Source organism: Pseudomonas sp. AC136, assembly GCF_979258585.1.
This window is the reverse complement of record NZ_OZ409865.1, coordinates 2,631,465-2,652,847: the sequence shown is the minus strand read 5'-3', so window position 1 is coordinate 2,652,847 and position 21,383 is coordinate 2,631,465. Positions and strand designations below refer to the sequence as shown.

The following is a 21,383-nucleotide window of genomic DNA, read 5'->3' as shown; positions in this document are numbered from 1 at the left end:
TCTGATCTGGGGAAAAGCTCGCGGCTAAAGCCGCTCCTACAGGACAGCGAAATTCTGTGGGAGCGGCTTTAGCCGCGATGGCCGGGCCTGGAAATGGCGATACCTGGGCTGAGATTAAAAGCTCGCGGCTAAAGCCGCTCCTACAGGTTAGCCGCCCGCTATTTACCACCCACCGCCACCGCCACCCCCACCGCCGCCACCTGACGATCCGCCGCCGGAAGAACTGCTGCTGCCCGAGCTTGAGCTCGAACCAGAAGACGGGCTCGGCGGCGGTGTCGAGGCGCTGCTGGCGGCGGCGAGCAGGGCGCCGCTCATGGCGGCCGGCGTGGTAAAGCGGCTGCTGTCGCGGTACCACGAGGGTCTGTAGGTCGGCTCGCTCCACTGCACGGCGCCGCTTTCTATGGCTTCACTCAGTCGGGCGGTCCATTGCTCTTCCACGCCCAGCGCCATGGCGTACGGCAGGTGCCGCTCGTACAAGGCGATGCTCATGGCTGGCGCATCGGCGGCGCGGGCCAGGCTGTCGCTTTCGGCCAGTTGTAGGTAGTCGCGGTAGCCTTCCAGTGCATCGAGTGTGGCGCGGCCTTCTACGGTCGGCGCTTCCAGCCAACCTCGGAACAGTACGATCAACACCAGCATCGTCACCACGCTGACCGTGGCGATGGGCGAGGTGGTGTTGAACATCAGCACCAGCAGGCTCAAACCGCCAAAGCCAAATGGCAAACCGAACAGCAGCGGCACCACGCCGATGAATTGGCGCGGCGTGCCCGTCAGCATGCGCCAACCCCAAACGCTCAAGCCGACACCGACGGAAATCAGCACGATCGGAAAAATACTGAACAGCACCACCGGGTCGCCGAGCAGCCCCATCGCCACAAACGCTAGCAGGGCGCCCAACAAGCCGAGCCACCACGGTTTGCGGTTTTTGCTGAACAGCGTGTCGCCCCATTCGCGGAGCTTTTCGCTGTGGGCATCCAGCGCATTGCTCAAGGCTCTGACGTACTTCTCACCAACACGAATCTTCTTCGCTCCGCCGTCAAACAGCTTGTCGAACAGCGCCTGCTCGTGGGGCTGCGCCTGCGCATCCAGCTCTCCTTTGCTGACAATAAACGCGCGCCCGGTGGGTGAGTCGGCAATGCTCAGCACCTTGCGCCGCGCCAGGTCCGTCACGGTGATGGTCATGGCTTCGAGGTTGCTGAAGTCTGTGCTGAAGCCTTTGTTCCAGACGTAACCGGCAGCGGCCGGGCTGAGGCCTTTCGGCGCGTCATAGCGGGGCACGATGATGCCCTTGGCGGGGTCGCGACCGACCTTGTTCCACCAGCGGTAGTAGTAGGCAAACAGCCCCAGCGCAGCGAGCACGGCGATGAGTACGTTGAGGTTGTCCCACACCAGTCTGGCCGCGCGCATGAACGCATTGGGGCGCTTCACCAGGCCCGCTTGCCAATCCAGCGCGACGGTAAACCCCTCTTCGGCTGCGAGCGGCTGGGTGGTCGCCAATTTCACAACGTTGTCGCGCTGGCTCACCACCTCGTAAGCGCGGCCGCTGCGGTTACCGGTATAGCCGGTGTAGCCCGTCATCTGGTCGATACGCGCGCCTTCCGGCAGTTCCACCGTGGCGGTGGCCTGCATGATCGGAAACTTCCACTGATTGCCGGTGAGGTTCCAATACAGCTCGTCTTTGTTCGCGGTGAAATGCAGCTGCGCATCCATGCGGTATTGCAGCTCGTACACGTGCTGGCCGGGCTCGACATATTCCTCCGGCGAACCCAGGTAATAACGCACGCCCCAGCGCTGGCGCTCTTTTTTAAACGGCTCGCTGACGCCGTCGCGCGTCACGCTCAGCAGGTCCACGGGCGTTTTGCGCACCAGCTCCATTGGCAAGCTGTAGGTGGTGGGAATGTCGCGGTAAATGCCGTGGCGAATTTCGTCGCCCGTGGCGGTCACTTGGATGCGCTCGGTGATCAGCAGGTTGCCGCTGGGCTCGACCTTGACGGTGATGTCGAAATGATCGATGCGCTCTTTGTCGACGCGCGAGCTGCTGTCGAAAAGGCTTTGCGCTGATACCTCTTGCTCGGCGTCGACAACAATCGTGTCGACCTCCTCGTCAGCGGCGAACAACGGGCTAAAGGGCAGCAGGCAGCAACTCAGTGCGAGTGCGCGCAACAGGCGGGCAGGCATATCAAAACTCCATTTTTGGCGGCTGGGCCTGGCTGGCGTCGTCCAACGAAAAATACGCGGCGCCGGTAAAACCGAATGCCTTGGCGATCACATTGCTGGGCACCGACTCCACCAACACATTCAATTCGCGCACCGCGCCGTTGTAGTAGCGGCGGGCCATTTGAATGTGCTCTTCCACTTCGCTGAGGCTGCGCTGCAAATCCAAAAATACGGCGTCGGCCTTGAGATCGGGATACGCCTCGGCGCGGGCAAACACCTGCTTGAGCGTGGCCGACACCTGGCTCTCCGCCGCGCCACGCTCCGGGGCGCCAGCGGTCTCGGCGCGTTGCGCCTGGCTGCGCTGCTCGGTGAGGGCGGCTAGGGTGCCGCTCTCGTAGGCCATAAAGCGTTTTACGCAGTCGACCAATTGCGGAATCAGGCTGGAGCGGCGTTTGAGTTGCACGTCAATGTCGCTCCACGCGGCGGCCACCCGAGCCCGGTTGAATACCAGGCGGTTGTAGCCGTAAATCACGCCGGCGGCCAACACCCCCAGCGCCGCGATTACGACCCACATCATCGTTCCCTGCATTGCCTCATTCCTCGTTGCGCGCTGGCGCGTATCTGGCTGGCGATCCTACTGCAAAAACGAGCGCAGTCGCTGGATTTACGAATCGACCTACGCCATGGCGCTCCGCGTCGTAACGCCTCGTCTTGGCCTTGTCCGTACGGTCTTGCTCCTGAAATTTCACGCGTCGAGCGGACACAGGAGAGCAACTACGATGAGCAAAGTTGAAGTGATGTTGGTGGTGGCGGGCGTGCTGCTGATGGCCTTGGCGGCAGCGTTGCTGGTGGTGCATCGGCGCACGGCCGATTGTGTCGATGTGGCCACTCAGCATTGCCACGACGCCGCGTTCGTTTATCAGGGCGGCGGCAAGCTGGCGCTGCTGCTGGCCTTTTCAGTTTTTCTGATCGCCGCGTTGCTGGGGCTGCTTCGTCATTCCGAAGGCCCACGGCGCTAGTCTTTAACCGGCACCGGAAATGAAAAACCCCGGCGCGTGGGCCGGGGCTTAAGGGTTTCACTGCGCGGTTCTTATTCGACCGCTTTAACCATATCTTCGATTACTTTCTTCGCGTCGCCGAACACCATCATGGTCTTGTCCAAGTAGAACAGTTCGTTGTCCAGACCGGCATAGCCGCTGGCCATCGAACGCTTGTTGACGATGATAGTTTTGGCTTTGAACGCTTCCAGAATTGGCATGCCGGCAATCGGCGAATTCGGATCGTTCTTCGCCGCCGGGTTGACCACGTCGTTGGCGCCCAACACCAGCACCACGTCGGCCTGACCAAACTCGGAGTTGATGTCTTCCATCTCGAACACCTGGTCGTATGGCACTTCGGCCTCGGCCAGCAGTACGTTCATGTGGCCAGGCATACGACCGGCAACCGGGTGAATCGCGTACTTCACGGTCACGCCACGGTGCGTCAGCTTCTCGGTCAGCTCTTTCAGCGCGTGCTGAGCACGAGCCACCGCCAGGCCGTAGCCGGGAACGATGATCACGGTGTCGGCGTTGGTGAGCAGGAAGGTGGCGTCATCAGCCGAACCGGATTTCACCGGACGCGCTTCTTTCGAACCGCCTGTGGCTGCCGCGTCGGTCGCGCCGCCGAAGCCGCCGCCAATCACGTTGAAGAACGAACGGTTCATCGCCTTGCACATGATGTACGAGAGGATCGCGCCGCTCGAACCCACCAGCGAACCGGCAATGATCAGCATCGAGTTGTTCAGCGAGAAACCGATACCGGCCGCCGCCCAGCCCGAATAGCTGTTGAGCATCGAAACGACTACCGGCATATCCGCGCCGCCAATCGGGATGATGATCAGCACACCCAGAATGAACGCCAGCGCCAGCATCACAGCGAATGCCGTCAGGTTGCCGGTGAACATAAAGAACAGACCCAGCCCCAGCGTGCTCAGACCCAGAATCAGGTTGAGTTTGTGCTGGCCGGCAAACACCACCGGCGCGCCTTGGAACAGACGGAACTTGTATTTGCCCGAGAGCTTGCCGAACGCGATGACGGAACCGGAGAAGGTAATCGCACCGATGGCCGCGCCGAGGAACAGCTCCAAACGGTTACCGGCCGGAATGGCGTCGCCCAGTTGCTTGACGATACCCAGCGACTGCGGCTCAACCACAGCAGCAATGGCAATGAACACCGCCGCCAGGCCGATCATGCTGTGCATGAAGGCAACCAGCTCCGGCATTTTGGTCATTTCAACGCGCTTGGCCATGATCGAACCGGCGGTGCCGCCGACCAGCAAACCAACGATGACGTAACCGATGCCTTGGGTGGCGATGTCGGCGCCGAGCTTGTAGATCAAGCCCACGGTGGTCAGTACGGCCAGGGCCATACCGAGCATGCCGAAAAAGTTACCGCGACGCGAAGTAGTCGGGTGCGACAGGCCCTTGAGCGCTTGGATAAAGCAGATCGAAGCGATCAGATACAGGGTCGTTACCAGATTCATGCTCATTACTTGTCACCCTCTGCTTTGGCCTTGGGCGCTTTTTTCTTGAACATTTCCAGCATGCGGCGAGTTACCAGAAAACCACCGAACACGTTCACGGCAGCCAGGGCCACCGCCAGGGTGCCCATGGTTTTACCCAGCGGCGTCACGGTGAGGGCGGCGGCCAACATGGCACCGACGATCACGATGGCGGAGATGGCGTTGGTCACCGCCATCAGCGGGGTGTGCAGCGCAGGCGTCACGTTCCAGACCACGTGGTAGCCCACATAAATGGCCAGCACGAAGATGATCAGGTTGTAGATACCGGGGGAGATCAGCTCTTCCATTTTTCTTGTCCTCAGCCGTTCTTACGGACGACTTGGCCGTCGCGGCACATCAGGCACGCGGCGACGATGTCGTCTTCGAGGTTGACGTGGAACTTGCCTTCGCTGTCGATGACCAGCTTGAGGAAGTCCAGCAAGTTACGGGCGTACAGGGCCGAAGCGTCTGCCGCGACCAGCGCCGCCAAGTTGGTGTGGCCGACGATGGTTACACCGTGCTTGACCACCACTTGATCCGCTTCAGTCAGCGGGCAGTTGCCGCCTTGGGCAGCCGCGAGGTCGATTACCACGGAGCCGGGCTTCATCTGCTCGACGGTCTCGGCACTCAACAGCACCGGCGCCTTGCGGCCTGGAATCAGTGCGGTGGTGATGACGATGTCGGCCTGCTTAGCGCGCTCGTGCACGGCCACGGCTTGACGCTGCATCCACGACGCTGGCATCGGACGGGCATAACCGCCAACGCCTTCGGCGCATTCGCGCTCTTCGTCGGTTTCGTACGGCACGTCAACGAACTTGGCGCCGAGCGACTCAATTTGCTCCTTCACCGCCGGACGCACGTCCGAGGCTTCAATCACCGCACCCAGGCGCTTGGCCGTAGCGATGGCCTGCAGCCCGGCAACACCAGCGCCGAGAATCAGCACGCGAGCGGCCTTCACGGTACCGGCAGCGGTCATCAGCATCGGCATAAAGCGCGGATAGTGATGAGCCGCGAGCAACACAGCCTTGTAGCCGGCAATGTTGGCTTGCGAACTCAGCACATCGAGGCTTTGCGCGCGGGACGTACGCGGCGCGGCTTCGAGGGCGAACGCGGTGACGCCGCGTTCAGCCATCTGCGCGATGTTTTCGCTGTTGAAGGGATTGAGCATGCCGACCAGCACCGCGCCGGACTTGAGCTGAGCCAGCTCGGCGGCATTGGGAGCCACGACCTTGAGCACCAGGTCGGCGCCCAGGGCTGCGGCGGCGTCGCCAATGCTGGCGCCAACGGCTTGATAGGCACTGTCGGGCACGCTGGCGCTAACGCCGGCACCGCTTTGTACAGTCACCTGATGGCCTTGGGCGATCAGCTTTTTAATGGTTTCCGGCGTTGCGGCAACCCGCGTTTCGCCAGTAAAGGTCTCGAGAGGAACACCAATGTGCACTTCAAATCTCCTGCGTGATCGTTTTTCAAAAAAACCAGAGCACTGCGGGTGGCGCACTGGGGTGGATCAGCACAATCCCTACTTGGCACCTCTTCGGGCAGCCTTGCGGTAGCGGGGCGCGGCATTTTGCAGGTGAACCGTAAGGCCATCAAGGAGTTCTGAAGGCCACCCTGGAGATAACTACAAGTCACGTCGTGACCCATCATTCCGTCTATCTCGCCGAAAGCAGCGGGTAATGCGGCTTGCAGCTTGTCGCCAGGCCGTTTGCGGCGGCATTGGCATCCCTGATGTGAATAACCGTTCATCAGGTCAAGACGGGTTAATGGCGGATCCGTTGCGTAGCTTGCTTTGTATCTCTAACTATCTGTTTGTTATAAGAATTATCGGTTTTAACGACGGCTAAGCCGCTGCAAACTGTAGCTATTGGGTTTGTTGACTACGGGGTCAGCAAATGTTCACGGTTCCCTGCATAAATCGCTGAAAGCCACGGGGTTATTGGTCTGCCGCCAATTTTCCACGCAACGTCGCGCATGCTTTTTATCAGGCTTATGTCGCTTTTTCGACTTTTTTTATCGCTACGTGAAGGTTGGAGGGCCAAAACGGCTGGTTTTTGGCTTTATTACCGGGTTAATTACCTGGCTGAATCGTAGGCAATAAGAGGTTTTGGTAGTGCGGTGGGTTCGAACTGCCCCATTTCGTGTGGGAGCAGCTTTAGCTGCGAGATTTTGAAATCCCTGCGCTGCTGCCCAACGCAGGGGTGGCCGGCTAAACGCCCGAACTCGCCTCCCGATATTCCTTCGCCTGCCCCACCAACCAATCCCTAAACGCCCGTAACGCAGCCGTCTCGGTTTTGCGTTCAGGAATCATCAGGTGATACGCCTTATCACTCACGCAGGCGTGCTGCATCGCCACCACCAAGCTGCCTTCAGCCAGCTCCCGTTGAATCAAAAACGGCGGTATCAGCGCGATGCCCATTTCGTGCTGCGCCGCCTGCGCCAGCATCGAAAACAGTTCATAACGCGGCCCAGTCATGTCGCGCGGCACGCTCATGCCAAGGGAGCCGAACCAGTGGCGCCAGGCGTATGGCCGGGTGGTTTGTTGCAGCAGCGGCAAGGTGGCGATGCGCTCGGCGGTGAGCGTGCCGTCGCTCGGCAACAGGGCCGGGCTGCACACGGGAAGGGAATTTTCCGGCATCAGAAAATGCGCTTCGGTGCCGGACCACACCGCATCGCCGAAGTACACGGCGGCGTCGAATTCGGTGTCGGCAAACAGGAATGGGCGCGTGCGATTGGTGAGGTTCACGGTCACTTCCGGGTGCAAGGCCTGGAAATGTTTCAGGCGCGGCAGCAGCCATTGCGTGCCGAAGGTCGGCACGATGGCCAGTTCCAGGCTGTTGGTGCCGTGCTGGCCCATTACCGACAGGGTGTCGCGTTCCACAGCATCCAGCTGCGCGGCGACTCGGCGGCCGTAGCTGAGCCCTGCTTCGGTGAGCTGAACGCCGCGTCGGGAGCGGCGGAAGAGGGCGATGCCGAGGAAGTCCTCGAGGCTGGCGATCTGTCGGCAGATGGCGCTTTGCGTCAGCGAGAGTTCTTCCGCTGCTTTGGTAAAGCTCTGATGACGAGCGGCGGCGTCGAAGGCGACGAGGGCGGCGGTGCTGGGAATTTTGCGGCGCATTGGCGGGCTCGTATGCGTTATGTGCACGATGAAACGGTTGAAAAAGCCGTTATTGCCTGTTCGGAGTGATAAATTAGCACAGGTCTGTGCAAAAACCTCGTTTGCGCCATGTGCGCCCGGCTGTCTAGAGTTAACCCATCGCCAGCCTCGCGCTGGACCGCACCCAACTCTTGAGGATTTCGCACATGGCTGCCAACGCTCGCTTCAACTGGGAAGACCCGCTGATGCTCGACCAGCAACTGACGGAAGAGGAGCGAATGGTGCGCGACAGCGCCCAGCAGTTCGCTCAGCAGAAGTTGGCGCCGCGCGTTATCGAAGCGTTCCGCCATGAGCAGACCGATCCGAAAATCTTCCGTGAAATGGGCGACGTCGGCCTGCTCGGCGCCACCATCCCCGAGCAGTACGGTGGCAGCGGTTTGAATTACGTGAGCTACGGTCTGATCGCCCGTGAGGTTGAGCGTGTGGATTCCGGCTACCGCTCGATGATGAGCGTGCAGTCGTCGCTGGTGATGGTGCCGATCAACGAGTTCGGCAACGAAGCCACCAAGCAGAAATACCTGCCAAAGCTGGCCAGCGGCGAATGGATTGGCTGCTTCGGTTTGACCGAGCCGGACCACGGTTCCGACCCGGGTTCGATGATTACCCGCGCCAAGAAAGTCGACGGCGGCTACCGCATCAGCGGCGCGAAAATGTGGATCACCAACAGCCCGATCGCCGACGTGTTTGTGGTCTGGGCAAAGGACGACGAGGGCGCGATTCGCGGCTTCGTGCTGGAGAAAGGCTGGCAAGGGCTGAGCACCCCGGCGATTCACGGCAAGGTCGGCCTGCGTGCTTCGATCACTGGCGAAATCGTGATGGACAACGTGTTCTGCCCGGAAGAAAACGCCTTCCCCGATGTGCGCGGCTTGAAAGGCCCGTTTACCTGTTTGAACTCCGCCCGCTATGGCATCAGCTGGGGTGCGCTGGGTGCCGCCGAGTTCTGCTGGCACACCGCCCGCCAGTACACGCTGGACCGCAAACAATTCGGCCGGCCATTGGCAGCCAATCAGCTGATTCAGAAAAAACTCGCCGACATGCAGACCGAAATCACCATGGCCTTGCAAGGCTGCCTGCGCCTGGGCCGCATGAAAGACGAAGGCACTGCGGCGGTGGAAATCACCTCGATCATGAAGCGCAACAGCTGCGGCAAAGCCCTGGATATCGCCCGCCTGGCGCGCGACATGTTGGGCGGCAACGGCATCTCCGACGAGTTCGGCGTGGCGCGGCATCTGGTGAATCTGGAAGTGGTGAACACCTACGAAGGCACGCACGACGTGCACGCCCTGATCCTCGGCCGCGCGCAGACCGGTATCCAAGCCTTCTTCTGATTGCCGTAAACCTGTAGGAGCGGCTTCAGTCGCGATGCTTGTGATCTTCAAGAGCATCGCGGCTAAAGCCGCTCCTACGGTACTTAATATCCTGCTGCGAGATTCCCATGCCCGGCGCTCTGTCTCATCTGCGTGTTCTGGATTTATCCCGCGTACTGGCTGGCCCGTGGGCCGGGCAGATTTTGGCGGACCTTGGCGCCGAGGTGATCAAGATCGAGCGCCCCGGTGTGGGCGACGACACCCGCCAATGGGGCCCGCCATTTTTGAAAGACGCAGCGGGTGAGAACACCAGCGAGGCCGCCTATTACCTGTCGGCCAACCGCAACAAACAGTCGGTGACGGTGGACTTCACCCAGCCTGAGGGCCAGCGCCTGGTGCGTGAGTTGGCGGCGCAGTCGGACATTCTGCTGGAGAACTTCAAGGTCGGCGGCCTGGCCGCCTATGGCCTGGATTACGCGTCGCTAAAAGCCATCAACCCGCGACTGATTTATTGCTCCATCACCGGTTTCGGCCAGAACGGTCCTTACGCCAAACGCGCCGGCTACGACTTTATGATTCAGGGCCTCGGCGGCCTGATGAGCCTGACCGGCAAGCCGGATGACGAAGCGGGCGGCGGGCCGGTGAAAGTCGGCGTGGCGCTGACTGACATCCTCACGGGCTTGTATTCCACCGTGGCAGTGCTCGCCGCACTCGCCCACCGCGACAGCGTTGACAGAGAAAGCAGCGGCAGCGGCCTCGGCCAGCATATCGACATGGCCTTGCTCGACGTTCAGGTCGCCTGCCTGGCGAACCAGGCGATGAACTACCTCACCACGGGCAACGCGCCGAAACGTTTGGGCAATGCCCACCCCAATATCGTGCCGTATCAGGATTTCCCCACGGCCGATGGCGACTTCATTCTCACCGTCGGCAACGATGGCCAGTTCCGCAAATTCTGTGAGGTGGCGGGCCATGCCGAATGGGCCGACGACCCGCGCTTCACCAACAACAAACAACGCGTCGCTAACCGCGCGGTGCTGATTCCATTGATCCGCCAGGCCACCGTTTTCAAAACCACGGCCGAATGGGTAAGCGCCCTGGAGCAGGCCGGCGTGCCCTGCGGCCCGATCAACGATCTGGCTCAGGTGTTCGCCGACCCGCAGGTGCTGGCGCGCGGGTTGCGCGTGGAAGTGCCGCACAGCCTGGGCGGCACGCTGCCGCAAGTGGCCAGCCCGATTCGCTTGTCCGAAACACCCGTGGAATATCGTCAGGCGCCGCCATTGCTGGGCGAGCACACCGAGGCGGTGTTGCAGCGGTTGCTGGGCTTGAGTAGCGCAGACATCGACGCGTTGCGCAAAGCCAGCGTGGTCTGAAACGTCCTGCGCGATCTGCGTTTGCTAGGTCTCGGCGAGTTGCGCTGGGCGGACCTGCCGAGTCTGCAGCAGGAAAGCCCGCAAGAGCGGCGCTGGCGCGAACGCATCGCCTGAACACCCGCTCGCTAACGGTTAGTCGCGGCGGTTTTTCGCTTCAATCCACTGCGCCATGTACTTGGTGCTCTTGTGCTGATGGTGGCGCAGCATCGCGCCGGTGAAATTGCGCAAACGGTGCTCGGGCAAATTAGCCTGACACGCTTCGATGCGCTGCATCAGCAACTCGCCAAAACGGTCGCGCTCATAGCGCGCGGCAAGCAGCGTCCAGCCGTGGTCCTGCGCTTGCTGCCAGTGTGTTTCGTCGCGGTACAGACGCACCGCCGCATCGGCAAAGGTGGCGGCGCTGGTGGTGATTTCACCCGGCCATGGCCACTCGCCGTGCATGCCTTCCGCGCCAATCGGCGTGGTGACGTTCGGCGTACCGCAGAGCATGGCGTCGGCGATTTTGCCTTTGATGCCGGCGCCGAAACGAAGTGGCGCCACGCACACACGCGCCGCTTCCATCACGGCCAACGCATCCGGCGCCCAATTCATCACGTGGAAACCCTGCGCCGGGTTGTGCAAGGCGGTGGCCTTGGGCGGTGTGTACGAGCCGTAAACACGCAGCTGGGCCTGCGGCAATTGCTGGCGAATCAGCGGCCAGATGCTCTGTTTCAACCAGAGCACGGCGTCCCAGTTCGGCGCATGGCGAAAGTTGCCGATGCTGATGAAATGCGCCCGCTCAGTGAACGGCAGCACCCGGCGCGGTGTTGCATCCAGCAGCAACGGACAATGCACCAGCAGCGCGGCGGGTAGGTGGAACTGCTCGCGCAGCAGGGCGATTTCGGCATCGGAAATCATCAGGTTGAGGTCGCAGCGATACAACGCGGCAATCTCCCGTTGCGCGGTATCGCTGGCTGCCATGTGCCGATAAATTTCGTCGGCGTTCAGGGCGAAAAGCTCGCCGCACTCGTCACCTTTTCCGGCAGCTATATGAGCTTTTAACAGCTGCTGGCGCGCATCACGTAGTGACTGCAAATCAGACGTTTCGAGCACCCGTAACGCCTGCGGGCATTGTTGCTCCACGCGCCAGCCGAATTGCTCTTCCATCATGAACCGGTCAAACAGCACCGCCGCAGGGTTCAGCTCGCGCACAAACACATCGAAGCTTTCGTTGTTCAGCTCGATCACCTGTTCGGCGATGCCCAGCGCTTGCAGGTCGGCTTTGTGCTCGCCCTCGTTGGCGGGGCTGGCAAAGGTGATGTGCCAACCGCGCTGAACGAACAGCTCGAGCAGCTGCATCATGTGCCCGCCGGCCGCCGAGGAACGGGGTTCCGGCCAGACATAGCCGATAACCAACAAGCACTTGGGAGTAGGCGGGCGGGGCACGGCGAAATTCCTGGGCAGGCGAAAACGACGGCCATTATGCGGCATCGCAACGGGGCGCTCTATTGGACCTGGCGATGGTATCCGACCGACCCCACTATCGGGCTTTAATGCAAGACATTATCATTTGCGCATTATTCTGATCGCACGACCTCCCGCCCGCATGGCCGACCCCATTTCCCAACACGATCCGCACCCTGCTGCGCCGATTACGGCTGAGCCGGCGCTGCGTGCGGATTTTCTACGGGTGTTTTTGTCCGAACGCTCGCGGATGGAAGCGTTGGTCAGCCGCCGAGTCGGTTGTCGGGCTACGGCCGCCGACCTGGTGCAGGACTTGTTCTTGCGCTTTTGGCGGCGTCCGCACGTTCAGGTGGAGGAACTCAGCACCTACCTGCTGCGCTCGGCGCGCAACATGGCCATCGACCACCTGCGCAGCGAAACCTCGCGCACCCGCAACGAAACCGGCCTGCTGGCCGAGCAACTGGCCGAACCCAGCCCGCCGGAAACCGCCCTGGACGCCAGCTACGACCTGCGCCAGGTCGACCTCGCGTTGCGTGCCTTGCCTGAGCGCACGCGGCATATTTTCCTGCTTAACCGCGTGCACGGGCGCACCTACGGTGAAATCGCCAAAGCTATGCAGGTGTCCCAGAGTGCCGTGGAAAAACATATGATGCGCGCCCTCGACGCCTGCAAGGCGAGCCTGGAGTCGCCCGCCCCATGAGCCGTTCACACCCGCTGCGCGTTGCTGCCGACGACGCGCCATCGACCGATCAAGTAGCCCTGAACTGGCACCAGCGCCTGCTTGCGCAGCCCAGTGCGGCCGAGCGTGCGGCCTTTGACCGGTGGCTATACGCCGAGCCCGCCCACGTGCAGGCCTACGCCAATGTGCAAGCGCTGTGGGCCGCCACCGAGCAACCGGCGCAGCGCCTGGCGGCCGAAGAAGCGCCGACCCTTGCGCAGTACTTGCGCGCCATGGATGCACCGCCGCGTGCGCGGGCAAGCCGTTGGTGGCTGGGTTCGCTGGCAACCGCCGCCAGCGTGCTGCTGATGCTCGGCCTGCTGGGCTGGCAGCCGCAGCGGTGGCTGGACTCGGTGCGCGCCGACTACGTTTCGGCGCCGGGGCAATTGCGGCAAATCACCCTGGCCGACCAGACCGTGGTTTTACTGGACGCCGACAGCGCCGTGCAGGTGCGTTTTACCGACCAGCAACGGCGTATCGAGCTGCTGCGTGGCGCGGCGTATTTCCATGTCAGCCACACCGGCCAGCCCTTCGTCGTCAGCGCGGCCGATGGCGAAGCGCAGGTGCTCGGCACGCAATTCGAAGTGCGCCTGCAAGAGCAGGGCGCCCAGGTGACGGTGCAGTCCGGCCGCGTCGGCGTTACCGCGCATCCCGGCGACACCGCCCAGGTGCTCAGCGCCAATCAGCAAGTGAGCTACCAACACGGGCAGGCCGGCGCGGTGCACGGCATCGACAGCGATGCCAGCCTGGCCTGGCGCCAAGGCTGGCTGACCTTCTACCAAACCCCGCTCAGCGACGTGCTCGACGACGTGCAGCGTTACAGCCCCAACCGCATCGTGCTGCTCAACCCGGCCCTCGGGCAGCAACGCATCAGCGGCAGCTTCCCCAGCCAAGACGCGGACAAAGTGCTCGACTCGCTCGCCAGCGTGGTCGGCTTCCAGCGTCAAACCGTGCTGGGGCTGACGCTGTTGCGGTAAGCGGGAAAAATAATTTCAGCCGACGGGTGAGGTAATCCCCGTCGGCATCCGTGTAGTGCATGTAATTGCGAATTGATCGCAGCAAGCCCGGTGTCGGGTCACTTTCACGGATTAGGTGCTCATGACGTACGTAACGGTAGGCAAACACGGCCTCGGTCTTTCCCTGCTTCTGGCAGCCAGCGCGCCCGTGCTGGTGCAGGCAGCCGATGCGCCACCCGCCGCCACACAAGCGCGCTACAGCTTCGCCATCAGCGCACAGCCGTTGCCGCAAGCGCTGAGCGCCTTCAGCCGCGTCACCGGCTTGAGCCTGGTCTACAGCGACGACGCGCCCTACAGCCTGCAAGCGCCCGCCGTGAATGGCCAACTCAGCGCCGAGCAGGCACTGAGCCAACTGCTGCAAGGTTCCGGCTACACCTTCCGCCACAGCGACGCGCGCACCATCACCCTGCAACGGGTACGCAGCAGCGATGGCGCCATGAACCTAGACGCCGTCAACATCGACGCCAGCTCGCAGCAAGCAACCAGCTACCAACCGCCGCCCACCAGCAAAATCATGCGCAGCGAAGCGCCCTTGCTGGAGATTCCGCAAGCCATCGCCGTGGTCCCGCGCCAAGTGCTGCAAGACCAGCAACCGCGCAACCTCGACGACGCATTGATCAACGTCAGCGGCATCACCCAGGCCAACACCCTCGGCAGCACCATGGACGCCGTAATGAAACGCGGCTTTGGCGACAACCGCGACGGCTCGATTCTGCGCGACGGCATGCGCACCGTGCAGGGCCGCAACTTCACCGCCAACGTCGAGCGCGTAGAGGTGCTCAAAGGCCCGGCCTCGATGCTGTACGGCATTCTCGACCCGGGCGGCGTGATCAACCTCGTCAGCAAAAAACCGCAACTGCAGGCGTACAACGCCATCACCGCGCGCAGCTCCACTTACGGCGATGGCAAAAACGGCAGCGGCGGCCAGCTCGACAGCACTGGCGCCATCGGCGACACCGACCTGGCCTACCGCCTGGTCGCCGACTACGACGACGCCGACTACTGGCGCAACTTCGGCAACAGCCGCGAGAAAACCATCGCCCCCTCGCTCGCCTGGTTTGGCGACGACACCACCGTGAACCTGTCGTGGGAACACCGCGACTACGTCACCCCGTTCGACCGCGGCACCATCCTCGCCAAAGGCAGCACCAAACCCCTGGACGTCTCGCGCAAACAGCGCCTGGACGAGCCCTACAACAAAACCGAAGGCCGCTCCGACCTGGCGATTTTCGACGTGGAACATCGCCTGAACGACGACTGGAAAACCCACTTCGCCTACAGCTACAACCGCGACCGCTACGACGACTACCAAGCGCGCGTGACCGGCTATGCAGCCGGCAGCTCGACACGCCTGGTGCGGCGCCTGGACGGCACCCGCGGCGCCGTCAGCACCGAACACTTCGGCACCCTCGACCTTTCCGGCGACGTGGAACTGGGCGGCTTGCGCCACGAAGTGCTCACCGGCGTCGACCACGAATACCGAAAAATCTTCCGCTCCGACCTGCTGCGCCAAACCACCACTGTGCGCTTCGACACCCAGAACCCGGTGTACGGCCAGGTGCCCGAGCCCACCACCGTGTCGGCCAGCGACAGCGACCAGACCGACAAGGTCTACAGCCAGTCCGCGTTCCTGCAAGACTCCATCCACCTCAACGACCAATGGATTCTCGTCGGCGGCGCGCGCTACCAGCTCTACGACCAACTCGCCGGCAAGGGCCGACCGTTCGTAAAAAACACCGACATCAACGGTCAGAAATGGCTGCCGCGCGTGGGCGTCGTGTACCAATGGAACGACGAATTTTCCCTCTATGGCGGCTACAGCGAATCCTTCAAACCCAACTCCACCATCGCCGCCCTGAGCGGCACCGCCAGCATCAACGGCCTGGACCCTGAAGAAGGCAAAGCCTGGGAAGTGGGCGCCAAACTCGACATGCCCAGCCGCCTGACCGGCACGCTGGCGCTGTTCACCATCGACAAAGAAAACGTCATGGTCACGCAGACCTACCGAACGCCCTCTGGCGCCACCGACACCTTCGCCAGCGCCGCCGGCGCCGTCACCTCACGCGGCCTGGAACTGGACATCACCGGCCAGCTCACCGACCAACTCAGCCTGATCGGCACCTACGCCTACCTCGACGCCTGGGTCACCAAAGACCCGGCATTGCAAGGCAACGACCTGGCCAACGTCGCGCGCCACACCGGCTCGTTATTCGCCGTCTACGACTTCGGTCAAGTTCTCGGCGGCGACCGCCTACGCCTAGGCACCGGCGCCCGCTACGTAGGCGAACGCGCCGGCGACGCCGAAAACACCTTCACACTCCCCGACTACACCGTCGCCGACGCCTTCGCCAGTTACGACACCAAACTCGGCGGGAAGAACGTGAAGCTGCAACTCAACGTGAAGAACCTGTTTGATAAGACCTACTACTCGTCGTCGACCAATGCGTATTTGATTTCGATTGGGGATGCAAGGCAGGTAGAGGTGGCGGGGACGGTGGAGTTTTGAAGGGGGAGAGGCGACCACTGAGTATTTGGACGGTGCGGTGTAAAGAGGCGTGCGACGCTTCTGGTTAATCGTGTAGTCCCGTGTAACTCGCGGAGCGGGTTGCTAGCTGTGCGGTCTCGAATGGCGCAGAACCTCGTTGCTGCTCGCGAGTTCGGTGAAGTCGAACCCTGTTGCGACCGAGAACCGCCCTCCTGCTTAAGTGCATCCACGGTTAGGGTTGCGCCCAAGTGGCAGTGCCTTTCGCTAGAGAAAAAGTTGGTGCTGCCCCAATCCAACGGATTTTTGAGGGCGATGCACATGACTGAACCTGCCGTTTCGGCTGGCGCCACCCATGCACGTTTCGACGAGGTACTTGCCCTTATCCAGGGCGCTCGCCAGCAGGCATTGAAAGCGGTTAATACCCAGCTTATCGAGCTGTACTGGCAAGTGGGCGCTTATATCAGTCGCAAGCTGGAGCGGGCTGAGTGGGGCGACTCTGTGGTGGCGCAACTGGCTGAGCATCTGGCGCTGACCCAGCCCACGCTGCGAGGATTTACTCGCAGCAATCTGTTTCGCATGCGCCAGTTTTATGAGGTTTATCGCGATCAGGAGAAAGTCGCGGCACTGCCGCGACAATTATCGTGGACTCATAACTTGATCATTTTCGGCCAGAGTAAACGCCCGGAAGAACGAGAGTTCTACCTGCGTATGTCCATTCAGGAAAAGTGGTCCAGTCGCGAATTGGAGCGACAGTTCAAAGCTGCCCTGTTCGAGCGCAGCGTCACCCAGCCGCCTCACGTCTCGGGAATGTTGAGACAGACCCAGCCCGCTGCGTTAGAGGTGTTCCGCGACGCCTATGTGATCGAGTTTCTAGGTTTGCCAAGCGGGCATGCCGAGAGCGAGGTACACGACGGGTTGCTCGCGCGGCTAAAGGAATTCCTTAGCGAATTGGGCCGCGACTTCTGCTTCGTCGGTTCCAAATATCCCCTGCAGGTTGGCAGCCGCGATTTTGCCTTGGACCTGCTGTTCTTCCATCGCGGTTTGAATTGCTTAGTGGCAATCGAATTGAAAGTCGGCCGCTTTGAACCGGAATACCTCGGCAAGCTCGATTTCTACTTGGAGGCGCTTGATCGCGACGTACGCAAACCCCACGAAAACCCAGCCATCGGCGTGCTGCTTTGCGCGAGTAAGGAGGACGAAGTGGTTGAGTACGCGCTGAACAGATCGCTATCGCCCGCGCTAATCGCCGAGTACCAGACGCGTCTGCCGGACAAGCACCTGTTGCAGGCGAAGCTGCATGAGTTTTATGCGTTGGATGCGGCGAGCAAAGAGGAAAAGTAGAAAGGGCTCGCTGGAGAGAGTCACCAAATCCCGCCCAATAAAAAACCCGCACTAGGCGGGTTTTTTGTCGTCCAATTACCAGTTACAGCGCTTGGAAACTTTAAGATGGTGCCCAGGGACGGAATCGAACCGCCGACACGGGGATTTTCAATCCCCTGCTCTACCGACTGAGCTACCTGGGCCAACGGGGCGCTATTAGACGGATTTGAAGCACCTCTGTCAACACGCTTTTTTAAAAATATTTAATTAATCCGGGCGCTTACGATTTTTTCTCGGAATCGCTAGGCGCGACGTAGCCTTCGGCTTGGGCGTATTCCTCGCCGGAGAGGAATTTGTCCATCTCGGCTTGGAGGAATTTGCGGTCTTCGGCATTCATCATGTTCAGGCGACGCTCGTTGATGAGCAGGGTCTGGTGTTTTTGCCATTCGTCCCAGGCTTGCTGGGAGACGTTGTTGTAGATGTCTTCGCCCTTGGCGCCTGGGTACGGCGGGCGGGTGAGACCCGGCAGGTCTTGTTTGTGTTTGCGGCAATGTACGGTGCGGGTCATGTCGGTTCTCCAGCGTTCAATTCGTCTGCGGCGCGTTTCAGTAGTTTTTTTACTGGCGCGGCAAGCCCCAGGCGGGGCGGGGTGGCGAGGTTATACCAGAGCCAGTCGGCCTCGGCCACGCTGGGAGTATTGCTCTCGACGTGGATGAGCCACGGTTCGATGGCCAGTTGGAAGTGGCTGAAGGTGTGGGTGATGCCGGCCAGTTCGCGGCGGCTGCCAAGGGTCAAGCCGCGTTGGAGGGCGAAGGTTTCCAGGGCGGCGGGCTCGCTCAGTTCGGGCAGGCTCCAAAGGCCGCCCCACAGGCCGGTGGAGGCGCGACGGTAGAGCAGAATGTCGCCGTCGCGGTTGGCGAGTATCGGCATCACGGTGTGTTTTTGCGGCAGGGTTTTGCGCGGCTTGGCGATGGGGTAGCGAATCTCCAGGCCGAGCATGTGCGCCTGGCAGCCACTTTGTAGCGGGCAGAGCAGGCAGCTGGGTTTGCTGCGGGTACAGAGCGTGGCGCCCAGGTCCATCATCGCTTGGGTGTAGTTATTGACGCGTGCATGGGGCGTGAAGCGTTCGGCGACGTCCCACAGTTGTTTGGCCACTTTCGGTTCGCCGGGGTAGCCCTCTTGGGCGACGTAGCGGGCCAGTACGCGTTTGACGTTGCCGTCCAGAATCGGCGCACGCACGCCCATGGATAGGCTGGCAATTGCGCCTGCGGTCGAGCGGCCGATGCCGGGCAGTTCGGTGAGCTGTTCGACGCTGCGGGGAAACTCACCGCCATGCTCAGCCATGACGATTTGCGCGGTCTTTTGCAGGTTGCGGGCGCGAGTGTAGTAGCCCAGGCCGGTCCATAGGTGCAGCACTTCGTCTTCGGGGGCTTCGGCCAGGGCTTTTACGGTCGGCAGGGCGGCCATAAAGCGGTCGAAGTAGCCCAGCACGGTGCTCACCTGGGTTTGCTGCAGCATGATTTCCGACACCCATACGCGGTACGGGCTGATGTTGTGCTGCCAGGGCAGGTCTTTACGGCCGTGGCGGTCGTACCAGTCGAGTACCGCGCTACTGAATCGCTCGGGGTTCATCGTTTGAACAGGCCCTTAAGTGCATCTTTGAGTTCTGGACTGACTTTGTCGCCGAGCTTCTCTTCAAGTTTTTCATTGAGTTTGTCGCCGGCCAGTTTGGCGGCCACTTTGCCCATGTTGTCTTTGTCCAGGCGGCAGGCTTTGGCGCCCAGTTCCAGCGGACCACGGCAGCGCAGCGGCCATTCGATGTCGACGTAGCGTTTGTTCACTTCGCAGGCCGGGTCGGGCATGTCGCTCTTGTCGCCATCGATGATGATGCCCACGCGGTAGTCCATGCCCAGCACGCGCAGGTCGATGTCGCCGTTGCCGTTTACGCGCAGACCCGGAATGCGCACTTTCAGGTCGGGGTTGTTGGCCACGCCGTTGCGTACGCTGAGGGTGCCGTCGAGTTGTTCGAACGGAGTGTCTTTGCTGCGTGGCTCGCTGCTCAAGGACTTGCGGTTGAGGGTGGCGATGCCTTTGCACAGTTGCTGTTCGAGGTTGGCGTCGATCAGCGCACCGTCGCTAAGGGCAAAGCTGGCGTTGCCGTTGAGGGCTTCGATCCAGGTTTTTTCGCTGTTGCCGCTGGTGCTGAAGTCGGCGTTGAGGTCGAGCAGGCCGCGCACGGGCGGTTTTTCTTTTTGCGTGGCGAGGAGTTTTTCCACCGGTACATGGCTGATGCGTTTCTGCACTCTCAACAGCGGCACAGCCGGGCGCACATCGAGGCTGGCGGTGGCGTTGAAGTTGCCGTTGTAGAGATCGCCTCGCACGTTTTCCACGGTCAGCAGGCCGTCTTTGGCGTTGGCTTTGATGCTGGCGTTTTCGATTGGCAGCTTGTCGACGGTAAGCAGGCCCAGGGCCACGTTGAGGTCGGCGGTCACTTTGCGCAGTTGGTCGATGGGCAGCACCGGCTCTTCGCTCCAGGCTTGCTGGCTCGGCGGGTTGGGCAGGTCGCTGTTGCCGTCGCGGCCAGCGCTGGCGAGGGTGCCACTGACTTCGTTCTGGCGGTTGCTGCGCGGCTCGTCTTCTTTCTTTTTCGCTGGCAGGTAGTTGTCGAGGTTGAGCTTGTCGCCCTTGAGCTGAACGCTTAAGGCCTGCTTGGCGATGTCGGTGACGGCCAGGCTGCCGGTGAAGGCGCTTTCGTCGACTTTCATTTTTAGCTCGTTGAAGGCCAGGCTGTTGGCGTTGCCTTGCAGGCGGGCGACCAGCTCGACTTTGCTCAGGGCGTTGGCATCGGCGCTGGCAGGAACCGGGTGGCCGATGCCGTCGAGGAATTCACGCAGGTTGAATTGGGCGATGGACAGGCCGCCGGTGAGTTGCGGTTCTTTGTCCAGCTCGCGCACGTTCAGCTCGCCGAGGGCGCGCAATTGGTTGGCGGAGAATTTCAGGCCGTTCCATTCGGCCACTTGCGCGCCTTGGTCGAGCAGCAGTTGGCCTTGGGCGGCAAAGGTGACGGTTTTGCCGTTCAACGGCTCGCCGGAGGCTTCGCCCGAGAGTTTCAGGTCTTCAAACTGGTAGCGCTTGAGGGCGCGGTCGAAGCGCAGTTCACCGGCCAGTTCGGTTTTGGCGCGCAGCACCGGTTGGTTGGTGCCGAGGAAGGCGGTGAGTTTCAGCGGAATGTTGGCACCTTCGCGGATGGCGCCGGTGGTGAGTTCGATGCCTTCGGCGCTGAATTGGCGGCCGGTTTTGGCGTCTTTGTAGTCGATGCGGGTGTTGGCCAGGGTCAGGCTGTCGATGTCCAGTTTCATCGGTTGCGACGGCTTGGTGTCTGGCGTGCCTTCGTTGGCTGGCGGCGTTGTTTGCGGCGCTTGGCCGGCGTCGGCGGGTGCGGCCGGTTTCGCCGGACGGCCGATGTCTTGCCAGTTGCCACGGCCTTGTTCGTCGCGGGCGAGGGTCAGGTTGAGGCCGTCGACTTTGATGTCGCTCATTTGCACTTCGCGGCGCAGCAGCGGCAATACGCGCACCGACAGGCCGATCATGCGCAAGTCGGCAAATGGCTGGTTCGGCGTGGTGGCGCTGGCCAGTGTGGCGTCATGCAGTTCCAGGCCTAGCCAGGGGAACAGGCTCCAGCCGATGTCGCCATTGAGCGTCAACTCGAGGTTGGCCTTGTCACGGGCGATCTGGCGGATTTCGTCTTTGTAGTCGTTGGGATCGAACAGGTGGGTGAGGGCGAAGCCCAGCGCCACGAGGATCAGCAAGACTCCGAGGAAGAACAAACCCAGGATTTTGCCAAACGATTTCATGGACGATTCCTTGTTGGTGA

At 61.5% G+C, this 21,383-nt stretch carries 17 protein-coding genes and 1 tRNA gene; 7 read left to right on the top strand and 11 right to left on the bottom strand.

Translation table 11 applies throughout. The features are described from left to right. Positions 1 to 162 precede the first annotated feature (162 nt). Both ACZZZU_RS11990 and ACZZZU_RS11985 read right to left on the bottom strand, forming a co-directional pair. A complete protein-coding gene (locus ACZZZU_RS11990) occupies positions 163 to 2,175 on the bottom strand; it encodes a DUF2207 domain-containing protein (protein WP_463550711.1) in 2,013 nt (670 codons plus the stop codon). 1 nt (position 2,176) lies between these two features. Further along, on the bottom strand, positions 2,177 to 2,728 hold the full coding sequence (locus ACZZZU_RS11985) for a LemA family protein (RefSeq protein ID WP_463550710.1): 552 nt from the start codon (positions 2,726 to 2,728) through the stop codon (positions 2,177 to 2,179). Between the two features lie 205 nt (positions 2,729 to 2,933). Between ACZZZU_RS11985 and ACZZZU_RS11980 the strand changes: the two genes are divergently transcribed. Beyond that, on the top strand, positions 2,934 to 3,173 hold the full coding sequence (locus ACZZZU_RS11980) for a hypothetical protein (RefSeq protein WP_463550709.1): 240 nt from the start codon (positions 2,934 to 2,936) through the stop codon (positions 3,171 to 3,173). Positions 3,174 to 3,244: 71 nt separating this feature from the next. Here the strand turns inward: ACZZZU_RS11980 and ACZZZU_RS11975 are convergent, their stop codons facing one another. From ACZZZU_RS11975 to ACZZZU_RS11960, 4 genes are all read right to left on the bottom strand, one after another. Beyond that, positions 3,245 to 4,681, bottom strand: a complete 1,437-nt coding sequence (locus ACZZZU_RS11975) for an NAD(P)(+) transhydrogenase (Re/Si-specific) subunit beta (protein WP_122449483.1) — start codon at positions 4,679 to 4,681, stop codon at positions 3,245 to 3,247. Then, the gene (locus ACZZZU_RS11970; RefSeq protein ID WP_108099125.1) at positions 4,681 to 5,001 is read right to left on the bottom strand and encodes an NAD(P) transhydrogenase subunit alpha part 2; all 321 of its coding nucleotides are present in this window, start codon (positions 4,999 to 5,001) and stop codon (positions 4,681 to 4,683) included. Before ACZZZU_RS11970 ends, ACZZZU_RS11975 begins: the two co-directional genes overlap by 1 nt. A gap of 11 nt (positions 5,002 to 5,012) precedes the next feature. Beyond that, on the bottom strand, positions 5,013 to 6,134 hold the full coding sequence (locus ACZZZU_RS11965; RefSeq protein WP_122449484.1) for a Re/Si-specific NAD(P)(+) transhydrogenase subunit alpha: 1,122 nt from the start codon (positions 6,132 to 6,134) through the stop codon (positions 5,013 to 5,015). 765 nt (positions 6,135 to 6,899) lie between these two features. Then, positions 6,900 to 7,808 carry a LysR family transcriptional regulator gene (locus tag ACZZZU_RS11960; RefSeq protein WP_463383979.1) on the bottom strand — a complete coding sequence of 303 codons (909 nt, stop codon included), beginning with the start codon at positions 7,806 to 7,808 and terminating at the stop codon, positions 6,900 to 6,902. 185 nt (positions 7,809 to 7,993) lie between these two features. Here ACZZZU_RS11960 and ACZZZU_RS11955 point away from each other — a divergent pair, with 185 nt between their 5' ends. Beyond that, the gene (locus tag ACZZZU_RS11955) at positions 7,994 to 9,175 is read left to right on the top strand and encodes an acyl-CoA dehydrogenase (RefSeq protein WP_463383978.1); all 1,182 of its coding nucleotides are present in this window, start codon (positions 7,994 to 7,996) and stop codon (positions 9,173 to 9,175) included. A gap of 107 nt (positions 9,176 to 9,282) precedes the next feature. Next, positions 9,283 to 10,527, top strand: coding sequence for a CaiB/BaiF CoA transferase family protein (locus ACZZZU_RS11950; RefSeq protein ID WP_463550708.1), 1,245 nt, complete (start codon positions 9,283 to 9,285; stop codon positions 10,525 to 10,527). A 132-nt stretch (positions 10,528 to 10,659) separates the two neighbouring features. Here the strand turns inward: ACZZZU_RS11950 and ACZZZU_RS11945 are convergent, their stop codons facing one another. Beyond that, positions 10,660 to 11,952 carry a glycosyltransferase gene (locus tag ACZZZU_RS11945; RefSeq protein WP_463550707.1) on the bottom strand — a complete coding sequence of 431 codons (1,293 nt, stop codon included), beginning with the start codon at positions 11,950 to 11,952 and terminating at the stop codon, positions 10,660 to 10,662. A 160-nt stretch (positions 11,953 to 12,112) separates the two neighbouring features. Here ACZZZU_RS11945 and ACZZZU_RS11940 point away from each other — a divergent pair, with 160 nt between their 5' ends. From ACZZZU_RS11940 to ACZZZU_RS11925, 4 genes are all read left to right on the top strand, one after another. Further along, positions 12,113 to 12,670, top strand: a complete 558-nt coding sequence (locus tag ACZZZU_RS11940; RefSeq protein WP_463550706.1) for an RNA polymerase sigma factor — start codon at positions 12,113 to 12,115, stop codon at positions 12,668 to 12,670. Continuing rightward, positions 12,667 to 13,665 carry a FecR family protein gene (locus ACZZZU_RS11935; protein WP_463550705.1) on the top strand — a complete coding sequence of 333 codons (999 nt, stop codon included), beginning with the start codon at positions 12,667 to 12,669 and terminating at the stop codon, positions 13,663 to 13,665. The genes ACZZZU_RS11940 and ACZZZU_RS11935 overlap by 4 nt, the downstream gene beginning before the upstream one ends. Positions 13,666 to 13,786: 121 nt before the next feature. Next, positions 13,787 to 16,210: a TonB-dependent siderophore receptor gene (locus tag ACZZZU_RS11930; RefSeq protein ID WP_463550704.1), complete on the top strand. Its 2,424-nt coding sequence runs from the start codon at positions 13,787 to 13,789 to the stop codon at positions 16,208 to 16,210. 297 nt (positions 16,211 to 16,507) lie between these two features. Then, a complete protein-coding gene (locus tag ACZZZU_RS11925; protein ID WP_463552133.1) occupies positions 16,508 to 17,530 on the top strand; it encodes a PDDEXK nuclease domain-containing protein in 1,023 nt (340 codons plus the stop codon). Between the two features lie 106 nt (positions 17,531 to 17,636). Here ACZZZU_RS11925 and ACZZZU_RS11920 read toward each other — a convergent pair. From ACZZZU_RS11920 to ACZZZU_RS11905, 4 genes are all read right to left on the bottom strand, one after another. Beyond that, positions 17,637 to 17,712, bottom strand: a tRNA-Phe gene (locus ACZZZU_RS11920). Positions 17,713 to 17,789: 77 nt separating this feature from the next. After that, positions 17,790 to 18,077 carry an oxidative damage protection protein gene (locus ACZZZU_RS11915; RefSeq protein WP_122493348.1) on the bottom strand — a complete coding sequence of 96 codons (288 nt, stop codon included), beginning with the start codon at positions 18,075 to 18,077 and terminating at the stop codon, positions 17,790 to 17,792. After that, complete coding sequence (gene mutY, locus ACZZZU_RS11910; RefSeq protein ID WP_463550703.1) at positions 18,074 to 19,141, bottom strand: A/G-specific adenine glycosylase; 1,068 nt, start codon at positions 19,139 to 19,141, stop codon at positions 18,074 to 18,076. Before mutY ends, ACZZZU_RS11915 begins: the two co-directional genes overlap by 4 nt. Next, positions 19,138 to 21,363: an AsmA family protein gene (locus ACZZZU_RS11905; protein ID WP_463550702.1), complete on the bottom strand. Its 2,226-nt coding sequence runs from the start codon at positions 21,361 to 21,363 to the stop codon at positions 19,138 to 19,140. The genes mutY and ACZZZU_RS11905 overlap by 4 nt, the downstream gene beginning before the upstream one ends. Positions 21,364 to 21,383 lie beyond the last annotated feature (20 nt).